The following is a 20184-nucleotide window of genomic DNA, read 5'->3' as shown; positions in this document are numbered from 1 at the left end:
GCCTCAAGGTCATTTTGGAGCCGATAGTGAAGGGAAAGCGGAAATAACGCCCAAACCTTGCAGAATGCAATGCGTAGGATCGACGTGGTGGCGTTTTCAGGGTGGGGGTAGGGGTGTAGTGGCGGGGTGTTTTGGGCTGTGCTGGCTCGTAGACTGTATTTTCTGTGGCTTCCGTAGTCGGCTGTTTGGGTGGTACGGGAAGATTCACAGATATGAACGTTTCAGAATGCAATGTCAAGGAAAACAGGTTAGTGCCTGAGATTGTGGTGTTTTTGGCTCATTACAGGGTGAGTGAGTATTACTAACCAGTTGAAAGGATTTGCCGTGGAATCATTATCATTTTAGGTTATTCAGTTTCTCATATATTGGGGGGAGCCCCCCGGACGCTCCATGACATAACCTCACCTTATATGACTTCACTCAGGAGCGGAAATCGGGCGCGTACCTTCGCACACGAAATGGTTATGAACAATTGATGAACAGGGTTATGCACAGGGAATTGCAGATTTATTGGGGTTGATTCTTGTAAGGCATTGATATAATTAAGCAGGGTTCTTTAGTAGCACGTAATACTTTTCTGTAATATGTCGTGTTTGTGTTGACAGGTGGGGGGGCTCATGGTAGAGTGTATTTACCTCAGAAATAAAAGACTCCCCAGGTCACTACCCTAGGGAGCCTAGTCCAGGATGCTTTAATAAGGAAAGCACCATGAACACACCGAATCTAACCCACCAGAAGAGTGAAGTCAAGGCCAGCCAGCAAGAAACGCGATTCCCGCCTGTCTGGATTCAGCTTGACGGCTATCCTTACGCTGCAATCGTCTATATGAGAAAGTGAGGAGATTATGGACCACTATACTTGCGAACGGTGTGGCACTGTGGAAGACGAGTTTCAGTTCAACTTCAATCACGCATCCAGAAACGGGGAAACGGTGTGCCGGGCTTGTATTGCAAACAGGGTTCCGGCTAATGATATCGTTTCTCGGCTGGCTCAACTACAAGAAGAGGCCGATTTAAACTGGCACAGCCTTCACGGTAAAAACGAGCCGAGCATTGAATGGGAACCTGGTCTGTTGGGGTCTCCTGCATACTGGGCAGGCAAGAAACAAGCATTTATGCGGGCAATAGAAATTGTGATTCAAGGAATCACACCACCTACTAATGTGGATACCATTCTAACCCGCGTTGAAGAACTCGATTCGATCTTGAGAAACAAAGATCCTGAGTGTGAACCTTGTGAAGAGATCGCAGTTGGCCGGGCACAGGCATACCACGAAGTCAGGGAATTTTTGAGAACTGGAAAATGGGCTTGACCTTCCTCGCTCCTGCCTCTTTCACCAGGGGCAGGGGCAAGCTGTCAAGGCTTAAATCAGACCATAGGAGGTCGAACGATGAAACTGCACACGTTCAAACCAGAAAACGGAGAATCTTTCAGGGCATGGGCAGATGTTTATCAACATGAACCCTACACATGCCACGTACGAATTAAATCACTGGCCAATCTTGCAAAATTCCAGGGTGTGATTCATTGGGGCCGCTATAATGCTACCGTGAGAACAGTAGAAGTCGGGATCCATAATGGGTATTGCCCATGCTCCGATTGTGATGGCCGGCCCGGAACATGGAACGACTAACCCACCCCTTGCCTGCGGGCAAGAAAGGATTGAGCAATGAGAGGCACCATTGACGATCTAAGAAAGGCGCTTTTCGGTAACCTAAATCCCCTTGACCATGCCACAGATATCCGCAGCAATATACGGCGACTCTGGATGATGGGATGGCCGATAAAACATCCAGGGGGCAACATCCCGATCCACGAAAAAAAAGAGGAACGACCAATAATTTCGAGAATAGATGAGAAATGGCGACAATGACTCCCCTCGCCTGCGGGCAGAAAGGAACGACTGATGGAAATCTTACTTGCATGGTGGCTTATCGTGTCGGCAATCGCGGCATGTCAAACGGCAAAAGCAATCCTGATGCGGAGGTGATTAATGGACGACTTCACAGACCTTCTCGAACGGTTTTATCCACCCCCGCCACCCCGGGTTCCGCGGGTGCAGAAGAATCGCGTGTTCACGGATGACCAGTTGGTCAGCCTCTACACGTTTATCAGAGCCAACGAGCACACCCCAGCCATGCAGCAACAGTGCCGCTTGGCCAGGTTTGCACTTGGAAATGGCCTCCGTGAGATCGAGATCGTACATCAGGCCAAAGGCACGACCATTGTGGATAGAAACGATCAAATCACTGCGCACGTGGCCGCTGAGTGGTCCAAAAACCACAAACCGAGGGAGACTCCTTGCACACCCGAGCTTGCCCCATTTTTGCGCTCATGGCTTGAGGAGATGGAAGAGGGAGAGTACCTGTTCCACAAGTCAAATGGTGAGCCGTACACCACCCGACACCTTCAACGATGGTGGAATGAGTTATGTGCCGCGGCCGGCCTCCCGAACCTGGCAGGGATGCACGGCACAAGGCACACATGGGCCACTGAGGAATTGAGATCGAAGCGGCTGGATATACTCCAGGTTTCCAAATTCCTCGGGCATGTTCGCATTGAGATTACCATGAACTACTACGGCCATGCCGTCGCGGAGTCCGCGTACAGCACTGAGCCGCCGAAATGGTGGAGCGTAGCTTTGTGCCAGGATAAACCAGCACTTAGGATTGCGGGGTGAAAGATGGTGGTGTACGCACTAAATGAAATCCAGGATATTCCAGGATGCTCCGAGTATCCTCGCATGATTCTTCACGGGATATTCTCGAACGAGGGCAAGGCACAGGCGAGGGCTGAGATGTTGTCTTTAGATCCGAGCAACGTCGCTATAGCTGCATGGGAACTTGATGGAGAATACATCTATGGAGAGTAATATGGACATACCGACCATGAAAGAATGGATTGAGGTTGAGGGGCCGTTCTGTGTCCTCCCTAAAGTTTCAACTGAGCCTCTACCCCTTTTTCATTATTCAGAAGGCGCCATGTGGGACGATCCGATTTTTAAAGACATAGTTTGGATGACGAAAAATGATTCTGACGTGGAATGAGGTTCATACCTGCAAACCAAGATATTGAAAAAGGAGGCGAAATGAATGGCCTGCTCTTTCTCATAACCGCCGCAGCGTTCTACTGGTTGTGGGGCGTGGTGGTGAAATGGACAAGGGGGTGAGGACATGCTCTGCCTTACTGGCATACGCCAAATTATCGAGGGGCAAAATATCCGCATGACAGCCGTGGCGATGTGGTGGCTGGCTGGTGGGTATGAAGTTGATGATTTATCTATTCAGTGGTTTGAAGGTGGCCCCATTGTCGAACGTAAGGGAAACAGGGCTATCATTCACGATAATTGGCAAATAGCCCCGTCAGTGAATGAGGACAATTTCACTCGGCTGATCACAACGGCTTGAGGACAAGGAGGGTGTGATGGTAACCTGGAGAGAATTCTGGAAACAATGGGCGTTTGACATATTCGGCACAGAACAACGAACGAGACCAGTGCCAGAACCCACCATTTCCCCGTACCTTGACTGGCTAGATGGGGAAATTAGGGACATGAAATCTCTGATGGAGCGTAAAATAACTCATGAGAAGGCCCAATGGGAAGCTGAAATGATGCAGGATGTCAGAGCGCGTGAGCAACAAAGTTATGCTCAACCAATGCCGAATTATTTCAGTCAATCCCCTTATTGCTTCGGTTTGAACGGTGTTTCTCTTGAAGCTGCCTTGCGGGGTAATGCCATAGTATTTGGAAGTTGCCCCTGTTGTGGCCGGCCGTACCGTTAATTCTCGACCATCCCAGCGCGACGGGATCGCTCCTGCTCGCGCATTTTTCTGTACCGCTCTTCGTTCACAGTGTCCCCACGTTTTTGGGCGTACTTGATATCAGCCGCCAAACGTCGATCGATCTGACTCGCCTCCCACTTCCGGCTTTTCTCGTACCTGCTCCTGTCAAACGGGTAGAATTTCCCGCCACTCACAGTGTACGCCCCAGCCTCCCACGGTGAGGATGGCTCACGGTTGGGATCTCTCCACAAGCCCAACCCTTCACCCATGACATCAGTTTCTTTCAGATGCCTACCCCACGGGGATTGACCCAACATGTAATCCCAGCCGGCTGGTACGCTCTGGCCGAACAATTTGTTGGTGGCCATTTCATAGGGTCGTTCCTGCCCAGGTATCAGGCTACGGATGGGGTTGATTAAGTTCTGCGGGAATCCTCCAGCCACCGCGTCGATCTCTCGACCCTTGAACGCGGACCTGTTCGCGCCCAATTCAGCAGGGCCCTTGATGAATGGATTGACCCAGGAGAGCGCGGCATCGGTCGGACGTTTCAGGAATTGCTCAAGATTCCCCTGGGGGAGATACCTACCCAGCATGGCAATATTCGGCAATCCGGTACTCGATGTTCCAAAATCCATTCCAAGGAATTTGCGAACCGGGGACTGTTCTTTGATCCACGGGTCTGCAATATCCTTGTCGGACTGAGATATCGGCTCGAATGCAGTGTCAAGCGTCATTCCCAGCCGGTTCAATTTCTGTGGTTGCTGCGTAGCATTCTTCCAGGTCGAGCGTGCAACATGGCTCAACCATCCATAGAAGGGGATAGGCAGGGCGGCGAGGTTCGCCTCTGTGGGGGTCATGGCCTGTCGTGAGTAATTACCAAGGGCCTCGTGAGCTACCCTTGCGGCACGGTTGAGCATGAGTTTTTGTTCTTCAATTGGGAGTTCTTTTAGGTTCGGCGCATTCTTGGCAATCCAGTCATTCGCCACGGCAATCTTGGCATTCCCCTCGGCCTTGCTACCAACTTTGAATATCGGGTCCAGAAATACCTTCCCGAGCGCCCCGGTTGCCTTGCCCAACATTCCGGGAGGCTCCTTGCCCATTGCCATACCAAGACGTTCCTGAACCTGCTGCCCTATTGATCCAACCCCACCGTATTGCCCGCTCTCTTCCAGCCCTCGTGCAAGCCATTCCTCATAACGTGGACCACCCTTGACTTGCTGCCCGATAGCTTCCGCTGTTCGGTATGGCCACATAAGCGGGTTCATTTCCATAAATTGCTGGAATGGATTACTTCCGAGGTTTCCGGACAGCCATCCGGCATGGCCGAGGACTAGACGGCGCCAAAAGTTGGTTCCTTTCTGTAATGCCTGCCCTGCGCGAGAGTTGACAACGTTGTCCAACAATTGTGCGATGGAACCGGCGCCACTCTCAGGATCGAACACACCCTTGCCCATGTTTTCGAGACGGTTGGCAATCGCAGGGTGCGCCTGAAAATCCTCGAAACCCTTGACGGCGAGCGGCCTGAACCCTGCACGTGCGGTCAATCCTGGTTCGACAAGGCCGCTATCAATCCCGGCTTGAAGCATCTTGATGTACTTGGTCTGCTCATTACGTCTCGTGATCTCCAGGAGCATCGCGGCCATTGGATCATCAAGCCATGTTCGATTCGGAGCAACGGCCTGGACTTCCTTGAGGCTCGCGGGCTTCTTGAAGACTTGGAACCCCGGCATAACCGGTTCTTGTGGTGTACCGACAACCTTTGTGCCTATCTCGGTGATAGGATTAGGGGTCGGTTTGACCGTGACTCCCGGCTCAACAATGGGATGTGGTGAGGCGGTGACTTCCATCCCAGGCATCACATCGAGGGGTAACGGACGAGCCTGGACCGGAACCATTGACTCTTCAGGTACGAAGTTCTTTGTCTCGCCGGACGCTTTGCCCATGGGAGTTATGCGTCTGAAGGCACGTTCGGCGGGTGTGCCGATATCAAAATACTCATTGCCAAGTTTGATGATGCCATTCTCTCCGATTTCTCCGGTCTTAATTACCTTGTTCAACGCATCGTCAAAGAATTCATATTGACCCTGCCGTGGCCAAACGGGGATCTCTTTTCCGCCCTTGATATTCTCGCCGCTGTACATGAACCGGGGGCCTTCAGAGGTCTCCATCGCCGTTACGCCAGTTGCATTCTTGCCTAGTGGGCCACTGGCTACAATCTTTCCGGTCTCCCTATCTATCCAGTCATGCACTCCCTCTTTAGGCCAAACGCGGACATGCCCCGCCTTGTCAACATTCCCAGGTGCGTAATTGTACACCGTCTCGTAAATCATGTTCCCTTTGTCGTCAAGTTGGCCTGTCGCCTTCCTCATTGTGGCAATGCCGGTCTCAGGCGTGGCTGGTCCCGTAGCATAGACTTTGCCGCTCTGGTCCGCCCAGGTATAGCCGGGTGACTCCGGGGTGACTTTAATAATTCCCTTCCTCACGTTGTCAGGGCCAACAAGCCAGTGTTCAGTCTCAAAGATCATCTTGCCATTCGCATCAACTTGGCCGGTTGCTTTCTTCACGGCCACAACGCCCGCCTTGGCTGTACCTACGTCACCGAGAGCGACAACTTTGCCAGTGTCAGGATCTGTAAATTTTAGCCCCTGCCGATTGGGGTCAGATTCAGCAAACTGCTTGACTCTTAGGCCACTCCTGCCCTTCTTTATATTGTCCTTCCCAACAAACCAAGTTTCGGGTTCACCGCTTGTAGGGATTTGAACAATTCCCGTTCGAGGATCTTTGTCCTTGCCAACAGCAATTACTTTGCCGGTAGCATCCTCATACCTCCAAATTGTGCGCCCCGGCTCCTTGTACGCATTTGGATCTCCCAATTGTCCCCTGGCGCCGCCCTTGCCAGGAGTAGGAATCTCCATGTGCTTCATGTAGTTGTACTCACCGGGGATTTCTAACGCAGGGTATGACTCGCGCCCTACGGCATCACGGGTCTGTTGCAATTTCTCGTAGAAGTCCCGTTGGATCTGTTGGATGGGCCTGGCAATATCGACAAGGGGCTGAAGGTCAGGACGGCTACCCTCACGTTCCAGGGCGTCATATACATCGGCCTTGGTCACTCCCGGATAATCTTTCATGGCTCCGGTTAAAGCCGCGTCAGCTTCAACCCACTGCTTCTGAATGGGCGCTATGTCATGCTCGTACCCGATCCTGTCAGCCGCCTCCTCAAAACCTTTCGCCCCGGGGATGCTCTCCGGGGCTCGCCGCATGAATGCTTTGCCCAATGGACCACTAGCCAAGTATTCCTTCGCTACATTCGCGCCCGCCAATTCAGCGCCCTTCCCCGCGAGGGATTGGCCTTCTTTCAGAAATGGGAACGCGGCCTTTGCCACACGAGGAAATAATCCCGCAGCCTTGGCCGGCGCGGCGACAACATTAAGAGGGTCTAGCATAAATTGCGGCAGCTCATGCGCCACTAACTGGGGAAGGTACTCTGACCAGGGCGCATCATCGTTAGGCCGCGGGATTCCCATTATATCGCCGAAATGAAATGCACGCTTCCCGGTGATACCCTGATAAGCATTACTCAGAGCCGACTCGTTCGGATCTTCGCTTATGAGCCCCTGTGTCAAACCAGCGAGTGCATTGACGGGGTATCCGAAGAATGCCAGCGCGTCAAGGACATGCCTCGGGATGGAGCCGCTTTGCGTGGGCGCGGGCGGAAGATCCGAGCCGAAGGTCTGAATGTAATCCTCGAAAGCCATTACTTACCACCCAGGCCGTACTGTTGCATGTAGAGTTTAAGGATAAGCGGCCAGACTTTGTTGCGAAGATCGCTGGGGAGTTGCGCTAGATTGCGCCCAGCTTGTTTAAGATCCTCTGAGGGGCCTGGTATGTAGGGTGCCGCCGCTTCTATTCCCCTCTTCATCCATTCTATACCGGGCGGCATGAAGGGACGAGCCATGTTCCCTATCCCCTTGGCGATATCCATTGCCTGCTCACCCTTAGTGGGCTGCGCTGCCGATGTCGGGGCCGGCGCGGGTGCATTTTGCTCAGTCTGTGGGTTCATCGGCGGCAACGCAGGCCGCGGCGTGCGGTACTGTTGGCGGAACTTCTCAGGCAAATCGGCCAGGACTTCGGGAGGGAGTGAGTTAACATCTTGTGCCCACATCCTGGCCATTTGCGCTATCGGCTTTGGGCCGTATTTCTTTAGGACGTTGCCCTCAGCATCCTTGCGCCCCGATGGATCGAGGATGTTACCCAACGCGGTCTTGATGTCTTGCGTCAACTGCGGGTCCTTTATCACCGCCTCTTTATCAGCCGCTCTTTCCTTCGGCGTCTGGTATGGATACTGGACACCATGAATCTGTGCGAGCGTTTGTCTCAGTTGCTCAAGTTGGGATTCGGCGTTGGCCTCAACTGCTGCTTTCCTTTTATTGGATTCAAAATCCGAACCACCCACCCTATTATGAACCTCATCCCGTATCCCACCCATGCGTGCATTGAGATAGTCCTGCATGGTTTGACGTTGCAGGTCCGCGTCTGGCTTATTGGCCTTGTCCTCCATGTTGCGCCAAAACGAGGGGACCTGGAATTTCTCGGCATTTGGGCCGGTAAGCTGCAAAGGACGGCCGGGTGTGGTCGATGCCGTGCGATAGGAGGGTTCAATTGTGTCGCTAACAGAAGGGATAGCCTCTTGCCCTTCCGGCCCCTGCTCCATGTAATTGGTCGTGAGTGGGTTCGGCTTCCCGAATGGCCTATCAAACCGATACTGCGCTTCTTCCGGTGCTCCGCTAGGCATACCTACCCGATGGAAGAAGGGGCTGTAACCCACTTCCGGGAAGCCACCGCTTACGCTTGTGGGGCCTTGACGATATCCCGGTTGGCCTTTGGGGATCTGCCAACTTGCAGCATCAGCGGCGTTCTGCTTGTCGCGTCGTCTGCGATATTGAACTTCGCTCTGCTTCTGCATATTCTCGAACGCGGTCTTGAAGCTCTCCATCTCCCACGGGTTCGGACCATAATTGGCACGGGTATTTAACGGCCCACCACCTCGCTGCCATGTCTGGTTCAGTGAATTCCATCTTGTCGGAGTGCGGGCATTGGTTATCATGTCCCGGTAAACGGATTGTGCATCAGAGAAGGTGTCAGATTCAGGATCGAACCCGCCGTATGGCATCGTCTGGCTTGCGAGTTGCCGAAGGATCTCAAGGGGGTTCTTGTACCTCCCCATGTTGTCCTGCTCCATAGTCGGGTACGGGTTCGCGTAAGGCCCTAATTCTTCATCAGTATATAAACGGTAATCAGGCATGATGCCTCCTAGTCCAACGACCAGTTGCCGACTGTGCGGTTTTCGTTAAGTGTGCGATAGTGGTCAAGTATTGTTTCTAAGTATCCTCTCCATGTTGTTGACTCAGATGGTCTGCGCTCTGCCCATTCTCGTATCGCCTGTAGGGCATCCGGTATAGGTTGAGTTGCCAATTCCTCTAGGCGTTGAGCGGCCATATCCTGTGAGCTGGAGTGCATCTGATCCCACAACCATTGCCCTGGCTTTGCATTGCTACCCGGTTCCCCCGGCACCCGTGAAGTAACGCCGGTGTATCCCCAGTCTTGGAGTTGTTGGGGAGAAAACTCGTGTTCGGGACGCCAGCCAGAGGCCAGCGCCTCTTCTCTCGTGACACCTATGCGATCCCAATCAATTTCATCAGGCAGGGAACGACCTTCAGCGTAACCCTTACCTGCTCTAGTAGCATAAGTATTTTGGGGGATGTCAGAAGGTAAATTAGTTTCCCTGCCTATTCGCGCGTACTCGAGCATGTTTCGTTTTAAGTTCGGATAGGGATCAGTGCGCTTGCTTTTAGCGAAAGCTTCCCATCCTGGAATTGCTTCGGGGAGCATCGGATTCAAAACCATTTCATCAAGTCTTGGCCCTAATTCCTTTTCTAGACCTTTCCATATTTCTCCAGTGGCCAGAGGAGAATTAGACCAGATCATGTTCCATGTCGGCGGATAATCAGGCCCCAGATGCTCATAGCTCGCCTCCCCTCGCAATTTTGGGGGTGTTCCCCGCCAGGACTGTAAGGTACGAATCCCTTCTTCTTCAGGACCGTAGGCTCCTACTCGTTTCAATACACCCCCCACTCCCAGCGGCCCCGTCGCACCCATGCCAAGACCTTCCGCCCCCAGCCCAGCGAGTTGTTGATCAAAGGGCTGTTGCCAATAATCCGCGGGTAAGGGGCTTTGCATGGCTTTCAAGGCATCAGTCAGCCACGACACATCCGGGGATGGTCCCCACTGTTGGCCGAAGGAGGGATTCCCACCTGTATCGCCCTGATCGTAATATGCTTTTTCGTATGGGTTCATCGAAAACACCTTCTAGTAATCCCAATTCGGGTCCTGATAATCGAATTGTCGGCCCATGATGCCCTCCTAATAGGACCTTGATGTGCGTTTTTCTGGCGCGAACATTTTTTCGAGGTCCCCCATATTATAGGTGCTGCCCGTGCTACCGCTCATCATGGAGTTGGCCGCGCCGCCCCCAGTCTTCCCCGCGCCACCCATCCAGTACGGGGAGAGGCCCATCAACTGAGCATAGTTTGTAGCTCCAGGATCGACACTTGGGTCATAACGGCTTTGAGTGCCGCCCTGCATGGCAACCCGCCGCATAAGATTCTCGTTGTTGATAGCACCGTACGAAGCTGAGTTTGCCGCATTTTGCTGTTGCTGTCTATCCGCGGCCTGCCAATCCCACGCACGTTGACCCTCACGGAGCCGCTGTGATGTCGCGGTGTCCTGACCGAACGCGTCAAGCTGCATCTTCGCCCACTGCATCGCGGACGCGTCCCCGGACTGGAGGGCCTGGAGGAGCATCTGCATCATGTTCGAGCCAACGCCCAATTGAGCTTTGTAAGCATCTGCCATTGCATTTGCGCCCTGATTGTCCAGTCCTACCGCGTCCCGTGTCCAGTCCACCGACCGGCCGTAAGCATCCGCGTAATTATTTGCCACGGTCTCATTCCCCGAGCGCAAGGCTGCACTTCGCATGTCCGGAACCCCGCGAACCCCCATTCCGGAACGTGACGACGCAATCCCAGCATTGGACATACGGCCTGCGTTTTCATTGACCGCGTTCCTCACCCCGCCCTGAAGGTTCCCAAGGAAGCCGCCAATGCGAGGATCACTCGGATTGAGGCTCGAATACCCGAAATAATCTTTGAAGCCTTGTGCACCGCCCGCTAGGGGGTTCGTGCCCCCGAGGTACTGGTCCGCGTACTTCTGATACTGTGGCAAATATTCCTTGTAAGGATCCTCGTAGGAGTTCGTCTTGAAGTAATCGGATACTTGGCCTCCAACACCACCTCCAGAAGTTCCTGCGTATTTGTCTGGCGCTACATATGAATAAGCCATAATATTTCTCCTTATGCCAACCTGTCCTCATCTGCATCGAGCCCAACAGTCCACCGGAGATCCTTCACCCATCCCGTGCCGGTGAATCGGAGCTTGAAAAAGTTCGCCTTTATGTCTCGACCGATGAAGTAATCTGCAAAATCCTTACCGGATAGGCCGGCTAGAGTGCTTATCGTGAATGCCTGGTCGAACACAATCGCGGTCTGATTCCCATCCGTGAACAGTTCCACAGTAATTGAGTCGGCTGTTTGCTGTGACCCGTAGACTGTGAGGCCGGTAAATATCAACACGTTTTGCTCGTCTCCAAACCAGCCGGTCTCGGCAATCCATTCGATATCGTTCGCATCGTTACCAGTCCCGTCCGTGTCCCCGGTGAGCAGCCGGATCATGCGACCGCCATCCGTCCCCGCGTACAGCCCGACACTCCCGGTATCATGGTAGCAAAGCGCCAGGCTCCATATCGTGAATGGAGTGCTTGCATCAGCGATCAATTCCTCGAATGCCATGGGCGGAAGCCAGACATTCTTGTTCAGGTCCAGCACGATCAAATGGGTGTTCCCTGCAAATGGAGTATCAACCGCGGCCAGAAATGGGACGGCCCAACAGAGCCAGTTCTTGGGAGGGTAGAAGGCTCCGCAGGACCAGCCCAAATTGTCGAGGTCCAGCCTCGGGTAGGATCCCTCCTCATCCCACCATGAAACCGACTTCGAGAATCCCATAGACCGCGCCGTATTCCAAACCTGCTGTAGGTGCAGCCCGGATTGAGCAAATGCCCCATGACGATTTATGAAGTACGATGCCTCTTGTAGACCACTGCCAAAATCCGCCTTTGCCTTGATAATCACTTCGGAATTGATTGGTGTGTACCGGGCCGCCTCGATCGATTGCAGGCTGAAATTACTCGGATCGGTCCCCGTGAGTTGGTTCCAACTGTCCACCTTGCTCACGAATAATTGATCCTGGAATGTGGTCACTGCGGTGATACCGCCGATGGAATTCCCCTTCCCTTTCCAGGAATCCGCGCCGCAGAATCCATACTCGGCAAATTGTCTCGAAACATCCACCTGGTCCGGTGCATCGCTACGACTACCCAGGGCCAGCCGGCCATTGAACGCTTCAGCAAACTTGTATTTCTTGAGCGGCTGCGGCTGTGGATAGATCGCGATCTCTGCCAGGGAGGTAGTCGTGGATAGTGTGGCAGATACCATCAACTTCACATAGTAGGCCCGTGGTGCGCCAATTGATAACGGGACACACGTCCGCCAGTCATCCGGTATGGCCCATGTGATTTTGCTCCGCTTGGTCAGGGTTTTGCCTGCATTGGCTGTGCCATCGGAAACGCCTATCGGTGTCCACTGCAATCCGTTCCAGTAGAAACCCCGAATATCCGCATCTTCTTCATTGCCCACAAACGGAATGATCTCAATCTCACCGAACTTCTCGAACTCCATGCCGATGAAAAGTTCTGCAGCAGTGTCCATGGCAATGACCGCGGCGCTCAGGTCCGACCAGACGTTGTCTGTGCAGGTAATTGTATGGTCGGTGACATTCGCATTCGTCACATCGTTATAGAGCACGGCCAGAGGCGCGACCGGCTGGCCATCCCCGATATTCGACAGGAGTTGCGTCGGCGGCTGCACCCGGATCTGTGAGATTTCACAATCCGCGCTTGTGGTGACATTGATTTTGTACCAATAGCCGGGGATATTATTGTAATTCAGGTACTCAGCCTCGAACGGCGCGGCTCCATCATATTCGATTATGCCGGACTGGGCGAAACAGACGTCCGCGACCGCGGTGCCATCCGTCCAGCCCTCGCCTTCATTCCAGGTCGTGCCATCCCATGCTGTGACCGCCGTGGTTCCCAGGTCTTCAAAGAATACCTTCACTGAAGTGAGTGTCGGGACGACAGTACTCGACCCATCCATGAAGAAAGCCCAGTCCACGTAGTTTGTCTGGTGCGGTAAGAAGCCGTTTGTGCTTTCAATGTTGGCTTGAATCAAAGCTTCATAAGCCGCGGGCGCAACTTGGTTAATGGCAACGGCAAGAGCTTGCTTAACGGCAACTTTCAAATCGTCGGTCGAAGCATTCTGAAATGTTCCATTGGTGTCCCGGTATTGCCAGAGCCCTGCATTCTCTCGGACAACCTCATACCAGGCCGCAGATTTCCAAATCCAGAATGTCGCCCGTCCGTCGAAGCTCACGGCACCGAACAAGGCCGTGCCCGCAGGAGCCGTGTAATCAAAATCTAGGCCGGTCAAGTGTTCGACATGCCCAACATACCCGTGGCTCGTGTCTGTGGTCAGTACTACGTACCCCGGTGCGGGAATGACCGGTGGATTGGTGTTCGTGGTGAGGAGTGACACGCCAAGAGTCATCCCGGAGACTAGGGTAAATCCCGTGACTGTTGCGGTGTCATAAGAAGCGGTAGCGGCCTTCTTGTAGTACCCGGAACCCGTGGCCTCACCGAAGCCGCCAATTGCGAATGTGGTCTCCTGCACCGGGACTGTTTCGCTGATCTTCGCGGGCGGCTGCGATGCCAAGCACGCCGTATATGAGGCACTCCATGTTGTCCAGGCCGGGTTAGTCACCGTATGCGTGTACGGCACATTACCAACATAGTAGGTCTCAGAAATCAGACTCCCCGGTTGACTGGTCCGTAACTGATTGAATTGAATGAGCCATGCAGCATAGGCCGGGTTATCAACGAGTTGTGTCCCGCCCCCGGACTGCTGAGTTTCGGTCTCATAAGCGATATCAACAATGCACAGGTGAGCCAATGTCTCATCGAGCGTGAAAGCTGTGCGATCGCAGGTAATTTCACCCGCAGAGGCCAGGATGAAGCTGCTTGCGCCTCCGAAGAGCAATTCCACGGGAGTTGCTACGGTATCATCGGAGGTCCCGGATCGTTGCCCGAAAGCGGCATGATCGACTGTGACCGGGTACGCCGTGGTGTTTTTGAATGTGACCTGAATGTATCCATTGCCGCTCGCGGTGATATCCGCGGCTGAGAGGATAATCCTGAGACTATACCCGGAGAGTTGCGGCCCACCCGCCAAAGTCTTGGAATAGACTGTGGCCATTGTAGCCGCTTCACCGGAAGCGACTGTCACCACATCATCGTCGGTAAGGTGTATGCCGTAGATCCCGGTGATTGCCTGGGAAGCGAGAGCATCCTCAAGTGTCACTTCATCAGCGCCTTCGCCATCCGGCGTAATGGAAAGAATGAATGAGGTCCCGAGCGCACCCACAACCACAAGACCGATTTCAACATCCGGCGCGGTCTTGCCCGCCCCGAGGGTCACAGGATTCACCCCGTCTGTGAAATGACCGGTCTTGTTCGCCTCTGTGTCCAGCACCCAATTCGTGATTGTGCTCTTGAGGTTTGTCCGGTCGATGTAACTCGATGTGGAAAACGGCATATAAACGTTGCTCTGCAACACCGTCACGCCGCCGGTATTGGGGCTGACCACTTCAACCCAAATTGCGGAATTGAGCGGGTCCCGGGTGCAAATCAGTATCCCGCCCTCAGGACGGATGCCCCCAATTTGCGCCGTGGTGTCGGAATCGGGATCGCACACATCTGCGGAGATATCGTCAAAGCTCCCACCTTCGAGACTCAAGAGGACATGGAGAGGGTACGGCCAGTTGGACGCGTCAACTGCCTTCGCACCGCTAAACACGACTGGGGCGGCTGAATCACTGGCTATGATTGCAGCGTCGAGCAGGGATGTGATGGAGCATTCGCGATCATCCACGGCTGAAGAAGTCTCGATAGTACTCAGATCAAGTTCATAGATATCATTGATTGCATTAGTGTACGCATCGCCATTGTCGAAATAAAAGAACCGATCCGTCACCGCATCATAAACTGGTCCAGGGCCTGCACCACTGCTGAAAGTCGGCGCGGTTCCAGCCAGCGCAAAAGGACCGATATGCACTCCAGTATCAAGATTAATGCCGACGGCCTCGGGGGAGACCCCGGCGTAGACGCTTAATAGCCTGCGCTCATGGACCACCGGAGCCCAATCGCTCAGTAAGGAATCTGCTACCAGCGTCCATACTCCGGTTGAGAGATTGTACGTATATAGGCCCTTTGGACTTGTCCAATACGTCATAAAACGTGCAGTATTGGTCAATGCGTCATAGACGCCCCACATCGTATAGCCATTGGAAAAGTATGGCGATGCCCCGGTTTCTGATAATGCAGACCAGGCACTTGTAGCCGGGTCAAATGCTCGAATATAGGGCAAGCTTTGCCCCCCCAAATCTCCGAATACCACCAGCCTCGCGGCCGTACTATCCCAAATGGCCGCGGCAAAAAAACCATACGCATTGGCCGGTGGTGGAGTGCCGCTTGTCGCAACCGCGCCGCTCCATGTGTCTGTAGTCAGATCCAGATAATGAACATCATTAACAAACGTGGCCGGTGATGCGACGGTTTTCCCACCATAAACAATCATCCGATGGTTTGAGGCATCATAAAAGGCACGTGCCCCCCATCTTGCAGTCGGGGCCACACCTCCACAAGCAACAACTCCGCTCCACGTATTCGTATCAATGTTGTACTTGTGGACTTCGTTCGTATAAGTGCTGTCGTGCAACTCGCCGCCAAAGTAGACCAATTGGCGATTAACAGTATCGAGCGCCACGGCGTACAGATTCCGTGGCGTAGGCGCTGTGCCAGAGGGAGAGAGCAGCGTCCATCCAATTGGCGTAATTTCATAAGGGGTCAGTTGGTATTCTTCAGCGAAATACCCCGCAGTGGGCAATGTCCCAACGAATGAAAACAACGAATGTCCCCAATTGCTCGCATCCTCCCTGCAAAAAACCCCTTCCGCCAGCAGAAACTTCCGGTCCTCAGTCTGGAAACGCACCTGCTTCAACCCGGTAATGGGGCCAAGTTCATCCCCCGCGGTGGCCGGGTTGCTGAATAGATACCCACTGATCTCGAATCCCTTCCGGGTATTGAGCCCCTTATTCGTGACTTCGAGATTCTTCGATGTGCCGGTCAGGGCATTCGTCGGAAAGTCGAACAGCGACTCACCGGAATTGATGAATCCGCCCGAAAAGTCGTTGAATTTTATTACTGAATCTGCCATTATCTTGGAGATCCTATGTACCCGCCGGTGGAATTGTTAATCCAGTAGTCGTTCATCGCCTTGTTGAACAGGCCGGTATAGTACTGGACCAGACTCGGCGCGTTCTTCTTTCCCTGCTTCCGGGCGAAAGTCTCTTTCAGGCAAAACCATGTGAAGATTTTGTCGTAAACCTCGAGTACCGGGGGGACACTCCTGTCGCCCACAATATCCGTCACCGTGCCACTTGAAGGGTCGCCATCGAGAGTTACAGTCTTATGATCCGTCCCATTGATCGTCAGGATTGCATAAGCCGCGCCATTGATCTGAGCCACGGAGCCCACCACGACATTCGCATTGGTCTGACCGCTGCCAACTGTGACATCACTCCCAGCCACCGCGGTCTTGAAGATTCCGGTATCCGCCGCAGTCCTGTTGAAATAGGTTATGGTAGCCTTCACATCCTGGTATCCGGTCAGTGATGCGCCCTGCTTGTTGAACACAAAATTCATTGCCGCGGCCGCGGCTGCACTCGGCACAGGCCACACGAGGAAGTCCGTAGGCCGAAGGCAGATGTAAAGGACCCTTTCGTAGGTTAGAACGTAGGCTTTATATCCCTCGAAGTCCCCCTGGTTCGATGTGCATTCAATGGGTAGATGATCCTCATTCCATGCCGCGGAGATCAGGCTCACATACCCAGTGGGGTAATCGTAAGCCTCCTGGTCCTGCACCAGGTCAATGTCCGCATCATCCCGTATGTTCCCACCGGTAGAAATCTCCTCAGCAAGGCACCGGTTCATGAGACGCAGGATCATCTCGTCAGAAATAGTGTCCTTCCAATTCTCTTCCTGGAGGAAGAATCGTACATCGTTAACTATATTCAAGCATCGTCCAGCAAACGCTATGGTCACATCATCCCCCTATCTTTATCGAGTAGCCTGCCGCGGCCTTGAACGAACCCGGGCCAACAATGCCCGCGGCATATTCGGGACAATCAAAATCGACCATGATATAAGCCTGTGTACATCGAGCTTCATAGCCAGATGTTCCAGAATCGGATATCCAAAATTCATCATCGAGTGCAGTGGTCCCTGTCCCATTTATCTCGTCAGCCGTCCATGCTACTCCGGTATGAGGATTAACAGTGGCTGTATGGTTGACTGTCCCCCAAGTATTATCGGAGTGATCGCTCTGTAAGCTTACATAGCCATCCTTTGTCGTTATCCAGCTATCTACTGCGGAATGATTAATTCCGGATTGTTCATTCCATATTCGCTTCACAATCCGGACGTAATTGATAAGTGATCCTGCTGGAACGCTGAATGGAGTATAACCTACCTTCATCGTGGCTAGCGGCGAACCCATGACATGAGTAATTTTAGTAGTATCGTCATCCGGAGCGCCAACAGGGTCATCTATGTCGGTATAGGCTCCTGTCCACCCGACATTCGACACCAATGAATTGGGGAGTCGTTCTTGAGTCGCCATTTACGTTAACTGTACCCAGAGCGTGAGCGTAACCCGTTTAATGTCCGTGCAGGAGACAACATTAAATTTTGGTATGTCTCCTGCGGTGATTGTTGGGCTCCATCCAGTCAACACGAAACTCTGCCCTTTTGTCGAACTACTGATTGTGGGCAATGCGCTCGCGCAAATCGAATCCGCTACAGTCGGCGGGAAATTCGCGTAAGTATCTTTCCAAATGTCAATAACAATGGAACCGCTGATTCCACCCCACGACAACGCTGTCCATCCGATGATGCTCCCCGAAAATGGAATAACAAGTCCCTGCTTGTCACCCGTGGTAATCGCGCTGGTGTCGTTGTCAATCGTGTAGGTCAGCGGCAGGTAGATCGTGGGCGCATCCTGCCCGTCAACACCGTCTGTGCCGTCTACTCCAGGAGTTCCCGCGTCGCCTTTTGGGCCGCTGACTGAGAATGTTGAACCCACTAGTTTTTCACCTCTGTCGAAAATGATGCAACGATGCCCAGACGATTATAATTGATAGCCCCAACTGCTGAGCCATAGGCCCAAACCAACGGATAGGCAATATGATATCCTGCGCTGAACCGTTTGCGTGCCACGCAATTCGCAGGGGCTTTAAAACCAGCAATGGCTGTGGCGGTGTACACTAACACCACACCAGTACTGCTTTCCGCAGCAAGGGTTTTCGCGTTTATCCCAATACCTATAACGGGGCATATGTCTGATGTGACATTGGGTGCTTCAGGCACTGCGGATGCGATAAATACAACGGTCATAGGTTTGGAGCACACAAATTCTAATTTGAAAGCATCGCCGTTTGCATCCCACGATTGCGGTGAGGTCCAGGTGATAACCTCAACGGTATTAGTCCCGCCGACTTTCGCAAGCGGCCAAGCGTCTTGATTATAGAAATTAGATATGAAACACTGTTGGCTGCCCATCGCAAATTTAGCACCCGAACTATTTATGCACCTAAATGTTCCTAGCCATCTGTATCTACGGCCATCTATGGGATTCGTGCCTATGTCGTTCGGCCCGAGAACCCAAATCCCGTCCTGTCGATAAAGACCCTCGCCAACATTGGAACCATTCGCAACGCCAAGATCAGTCCATTCATCCGCCCAGGATGCGCCAACGCCCGGTTCCGTCGATGCTCCTGAAGTGTGATCGTGCTTGCACAGGTAATAGTGAGCAGGAGTACCATTTGATCGGACATCACCTTTTTTATAGGCTGTCGATGTCACCCATACTGCTGTTCTGGAACTTGAACCGGCCGTGGAAACGGCCCATTTACGGCCGATCAACGAGAAGGCTGTATCCGAATCGTCCAGGGCGAAAACATCATAAATAATGTCGTAGGTCTGAGCCACACCCGCGATATCGTTCGCCGTACTTGAAAGGGTTGGTTCCGCTGCAAGTTTTACGAGCCGCAAATCCGTGCCATTATGCGAAATGAACTGATTGTTATGGAGGAATCCGTATTTCATGGAGGTTGTGGAAACGTATTCGAGTCGACCGCCGACAACATCCACGACTGAGGCTGCTGACACCGCGGACTGTGTGAGGCCCCGCATGTTCAGCACAATGCCGGTCGTGGTCCCGGTATAGACAATTATGGGTTTGGAAATGTAAAGTGCTGGGTCGGGTTCGGTCGTGGTGATTGCACCCGCGGTAGCTGCCGAAAGGAAACCGACACTCCCATCCGTGCCACCGGAAAGGCCAGTTATCCAGCCTCCCATGACGAGCACAAAATCATCACCAGCAACGCTTTCAACAATACCCACGACCTCCGCGGTAGTCTCGACATCAGCCTTGGCAAGCGCGTACGTAGAATCGGACTTGCGATAGAGCGGATTCCCGGCGACAAAGGAGTGGCCGGCCTGAGTGATGGTTTTTTTGTTCGCGTCCCCTGCTATCCCCGCAAGTTTGCTTTTTTCGGTCGCGGTATAGGCTTTGTTCGTGGTGCCGTCTCCTATGTCATCGAATGTCGCGTCAGCACCAGAGGTAACAAGACCCTTTGCGTCATAAGTAATTTTGGTCTTGGTTGCGCCTGTAATCGCCGCATTCACAGCAACATAATCCGGGTCATGGTAATCGTTATTATGGACCGCCATGCCCGCGCCGACTGGCACCCCATACGTTTGATCTCCACGTAAATATGTTGTGTCGTTCGCGGTTCCGGAGCCCAATTCAGTAACAGGGACTTTCCCGCCGACAAGCGTTGCATGTGCTGAATGAGGGGAAGCGGCGCCGGTGTGTGTGCTTAGGTCGGTATCGGAAGCAAAGTCGGGACTGTGCGCCTCATTGCCGTGAACTTCGGTCCCGGTGTACCTTTCAGTCCTTGTCGCAAAGAAACCGGTCTTGAGCAGGGCATAGGCCAACTGCCGCTGCAATGTTGTGGAAAGTGCTTTGAATTGATCAAGAAGATTGGCCACAC

The 20184-nt window shown here is 53.1% G+C and carries 16 protein-coding genes; 7 read left to right on the top strand and 9 right to left on the bottom strand.

Going from position 1 to position 20184, the window contains the following annotated elements:
* Positions 1 to 708 precede the first annotated feature (708 nt).
* The 7 genes from WC891_08945 to WC891_08915 all read left to right on the top strand — a co-directional run bounded on the left by WC891_08945 (position 709) and on the right by WC891_08915 (position 3783).
* A complete protein-coding gene (locus WC891_08945) occupies positions 709 to 837 on the top strand; it encodes a hypothetical protein (protein MFA5868060.1) in 129 nt (42 codons plus the stop codon).
* Between the two features lie 40 nt (positions 838 to 877).
* On the top strand, positions 878 to 1312 hold the full coding sequence (locus WC891_08940) for a hypothetical protein (GenBank protein ID MFA5868059.1): 435 nt from the start codon (positions 878 to 880) through the stop codon (positions 1310 to 1312).
* A 759-nt stretch (positions 1313 to 2071) separates the two neighbouring features.
* Entirely contained in the window at positions 2072 to 2680 is a 609-nt protein-coding gene (locus WC891_08935) for a site-specific integrase (protein ID MFA5868058.1), read from the top strand.
* 3 nt (positions 2681 to 2683) lie between these two features.
* Positions 2684 to 2872, top strand: coding sequence for a hypothetical protein (locus WC891_08930; GenBank protein ID MFA5868057.1), 189 nt, complete (start codon positions 2684 to 2686; stop codon positions 2870 to 2872).
* A gap of 1 nt (position 2873) precedes the next feature.
* On the top strand, positions 2874 to 3047 hold the full coding sequence (locus WC891_08925) for a hypothetical protein (GenBank protein MFA5868056.1): 174 nt from the start codon (positions 2874 to 2876) through the stop codon (positions 3045 to 3047).
* Positions 3048 to 3173: 126 nt separating this feature from the next.
* The gene (locus WC891_08920) at positions 3174 to 3407 is read left to right on the top strand and encodes a hypothetical protein (protein ID MFA5868055.1); all 234 of its coding nucleotides are present in this window, start codon (positions 3174 to 3176) and stop codon (positions 3405 to 3407) included.
* Positions 3408 to 3423: 16 nt separating this feature from the next.
* Positions 3424 to 3783, top strand: a complete 360-nt coding sequence (locus WC891_08915) for a hypothetical protein (protein ID MFA5868054.1) — start codon at positions 3424 to 3426, stop codon at positions 3781 to 3783.
* On the opposite strand, the gene WC891_08910 is transcribed toward WC891_08915, so the two are convergent.
* The 9 genes from WC891_08910 to WC891_08870 all read right to left on the bottom strand — a co-directional run bounded on the left by WC891_08910 (position 3780) and on the right by WC891_08870 (position 20182).
* A complete protein-coding gene (locus WC891_08910; GenBank protein ID MFA5868053.1) occupies positions 3780 to 7541 on the bottom strand; it encodes a hypothetical protein in 3762 nt (1253 codons plus the stop codon). The genes WC891_08915 and WC891_08910 overlap by 4 nt on opposite strands.
* On the bottom strand, positions 7541 to 9088 hold the full coding sequence (locus WC891_08905; GenBank protein ID MFA5868052.1) for a hypothetical protein: 1548 nt from the start codon (positions 9086 to 9088) through the stop codon (positions 7541 to 7543). The genes WC891_08910 and WC891_08905 overlap by 1 nt, the downstream gene beginning before the upstream one ends.
* A gap of 8 nt (positions 9089 to 9096) precedes the next feature.
* Positions 9097 to 10140 (bottom strand): hypothetical protein, encoded by a 1044-nt coding sequence (locus WC891_08900; GenBank protein ID MFA5868051.1) that lies wholly within the window; start codon positions 10138 to 10140, stop codon positions 9097 to 9099.
* Positions 10141 to 10206: 66 nt separating this feature from the next.
* The gene (locus tag WC891_08895; GenBank protein MFA5868050.1) at positions 10207 to 11184 is read right to left on the bottom strand and encodes a hypothetical protein; all 978 of its coding nucleotides are present in this window, start codon (positions 11182 to 11184) and stop codon (positions 10207 to 10209) included.
* Between the two features lie 11 nt (positions 11185 to 11195).
* A complete protein-coding gene (locus WC891_08890; protein ID MFA5868049.1) occupies positions 11196 to 16286 on the bottom strand; it encodes a hypothetical protein in 5091 nt (1696 codons plus the stop codon).
* Positions 16286 to 17173 (bottom strand): hypothetical protein, encoded by an 888-nt coding sequence (locus tag WC891_08885; GenBank protein MFA5868048.1) that lies wholly within the window; start codon positions 17171 to 17173, stop codon positions 16286 to 16288. Before WC891_08885 ends, WC891_08890 begins: the two co-directional genes overlap by 1 nt.
* A gap of 1 nt (position 17174) precedes the next feature.
* Positions 17175 to 17750 (bottom strand): hypothetical protein, encoded by a 576-nt coding sequence (locus tag WC891_08880; protein ID MFA5868047.1) that lies wholly within the window; start codon positions 17748 to 17750, stop codon positions 17175 to 17177.
* On the bottom strand, positions 17751 to 18212 hold the full coding sequence (locus tag WC891_08875; GenBank protein ID MFA5868046.1) for a hypothetical protein: 462 nt from the start codon (positions 18210 to 18212) through the stop codon (positions 17751 to 17753). It abuts the gene before it with no gap.
* Complete coding sequence (locus WC891_08870; protein MFA5868045.1) at positions 18212 to 20182, bottom strand: hypothetical protein; 1971 nt, start codon at positions 20180 to 20182, stop codon at positions 18212 to 18214. Before WC891_08870 ends, WC891_08875 begins: the two co-directional genes overlap by 1 nt.
* Positions 20183 to 20184 lie beyond the last annotated feature (2 nt).

This window comes from Actinomycetota bacterium, from assembly GCA_041658625.1.
Classification (GTDB): Bacteria; Actinomycetota; JAHEXW01; order JAHEXW01; family JAHEXW01; genus JBAZZW01.
The sequence above is the reverse complement of the archived record's forward strand: the minus strand, read 5'-3'. Positions and strand labels throughout refer to the sequence as shown.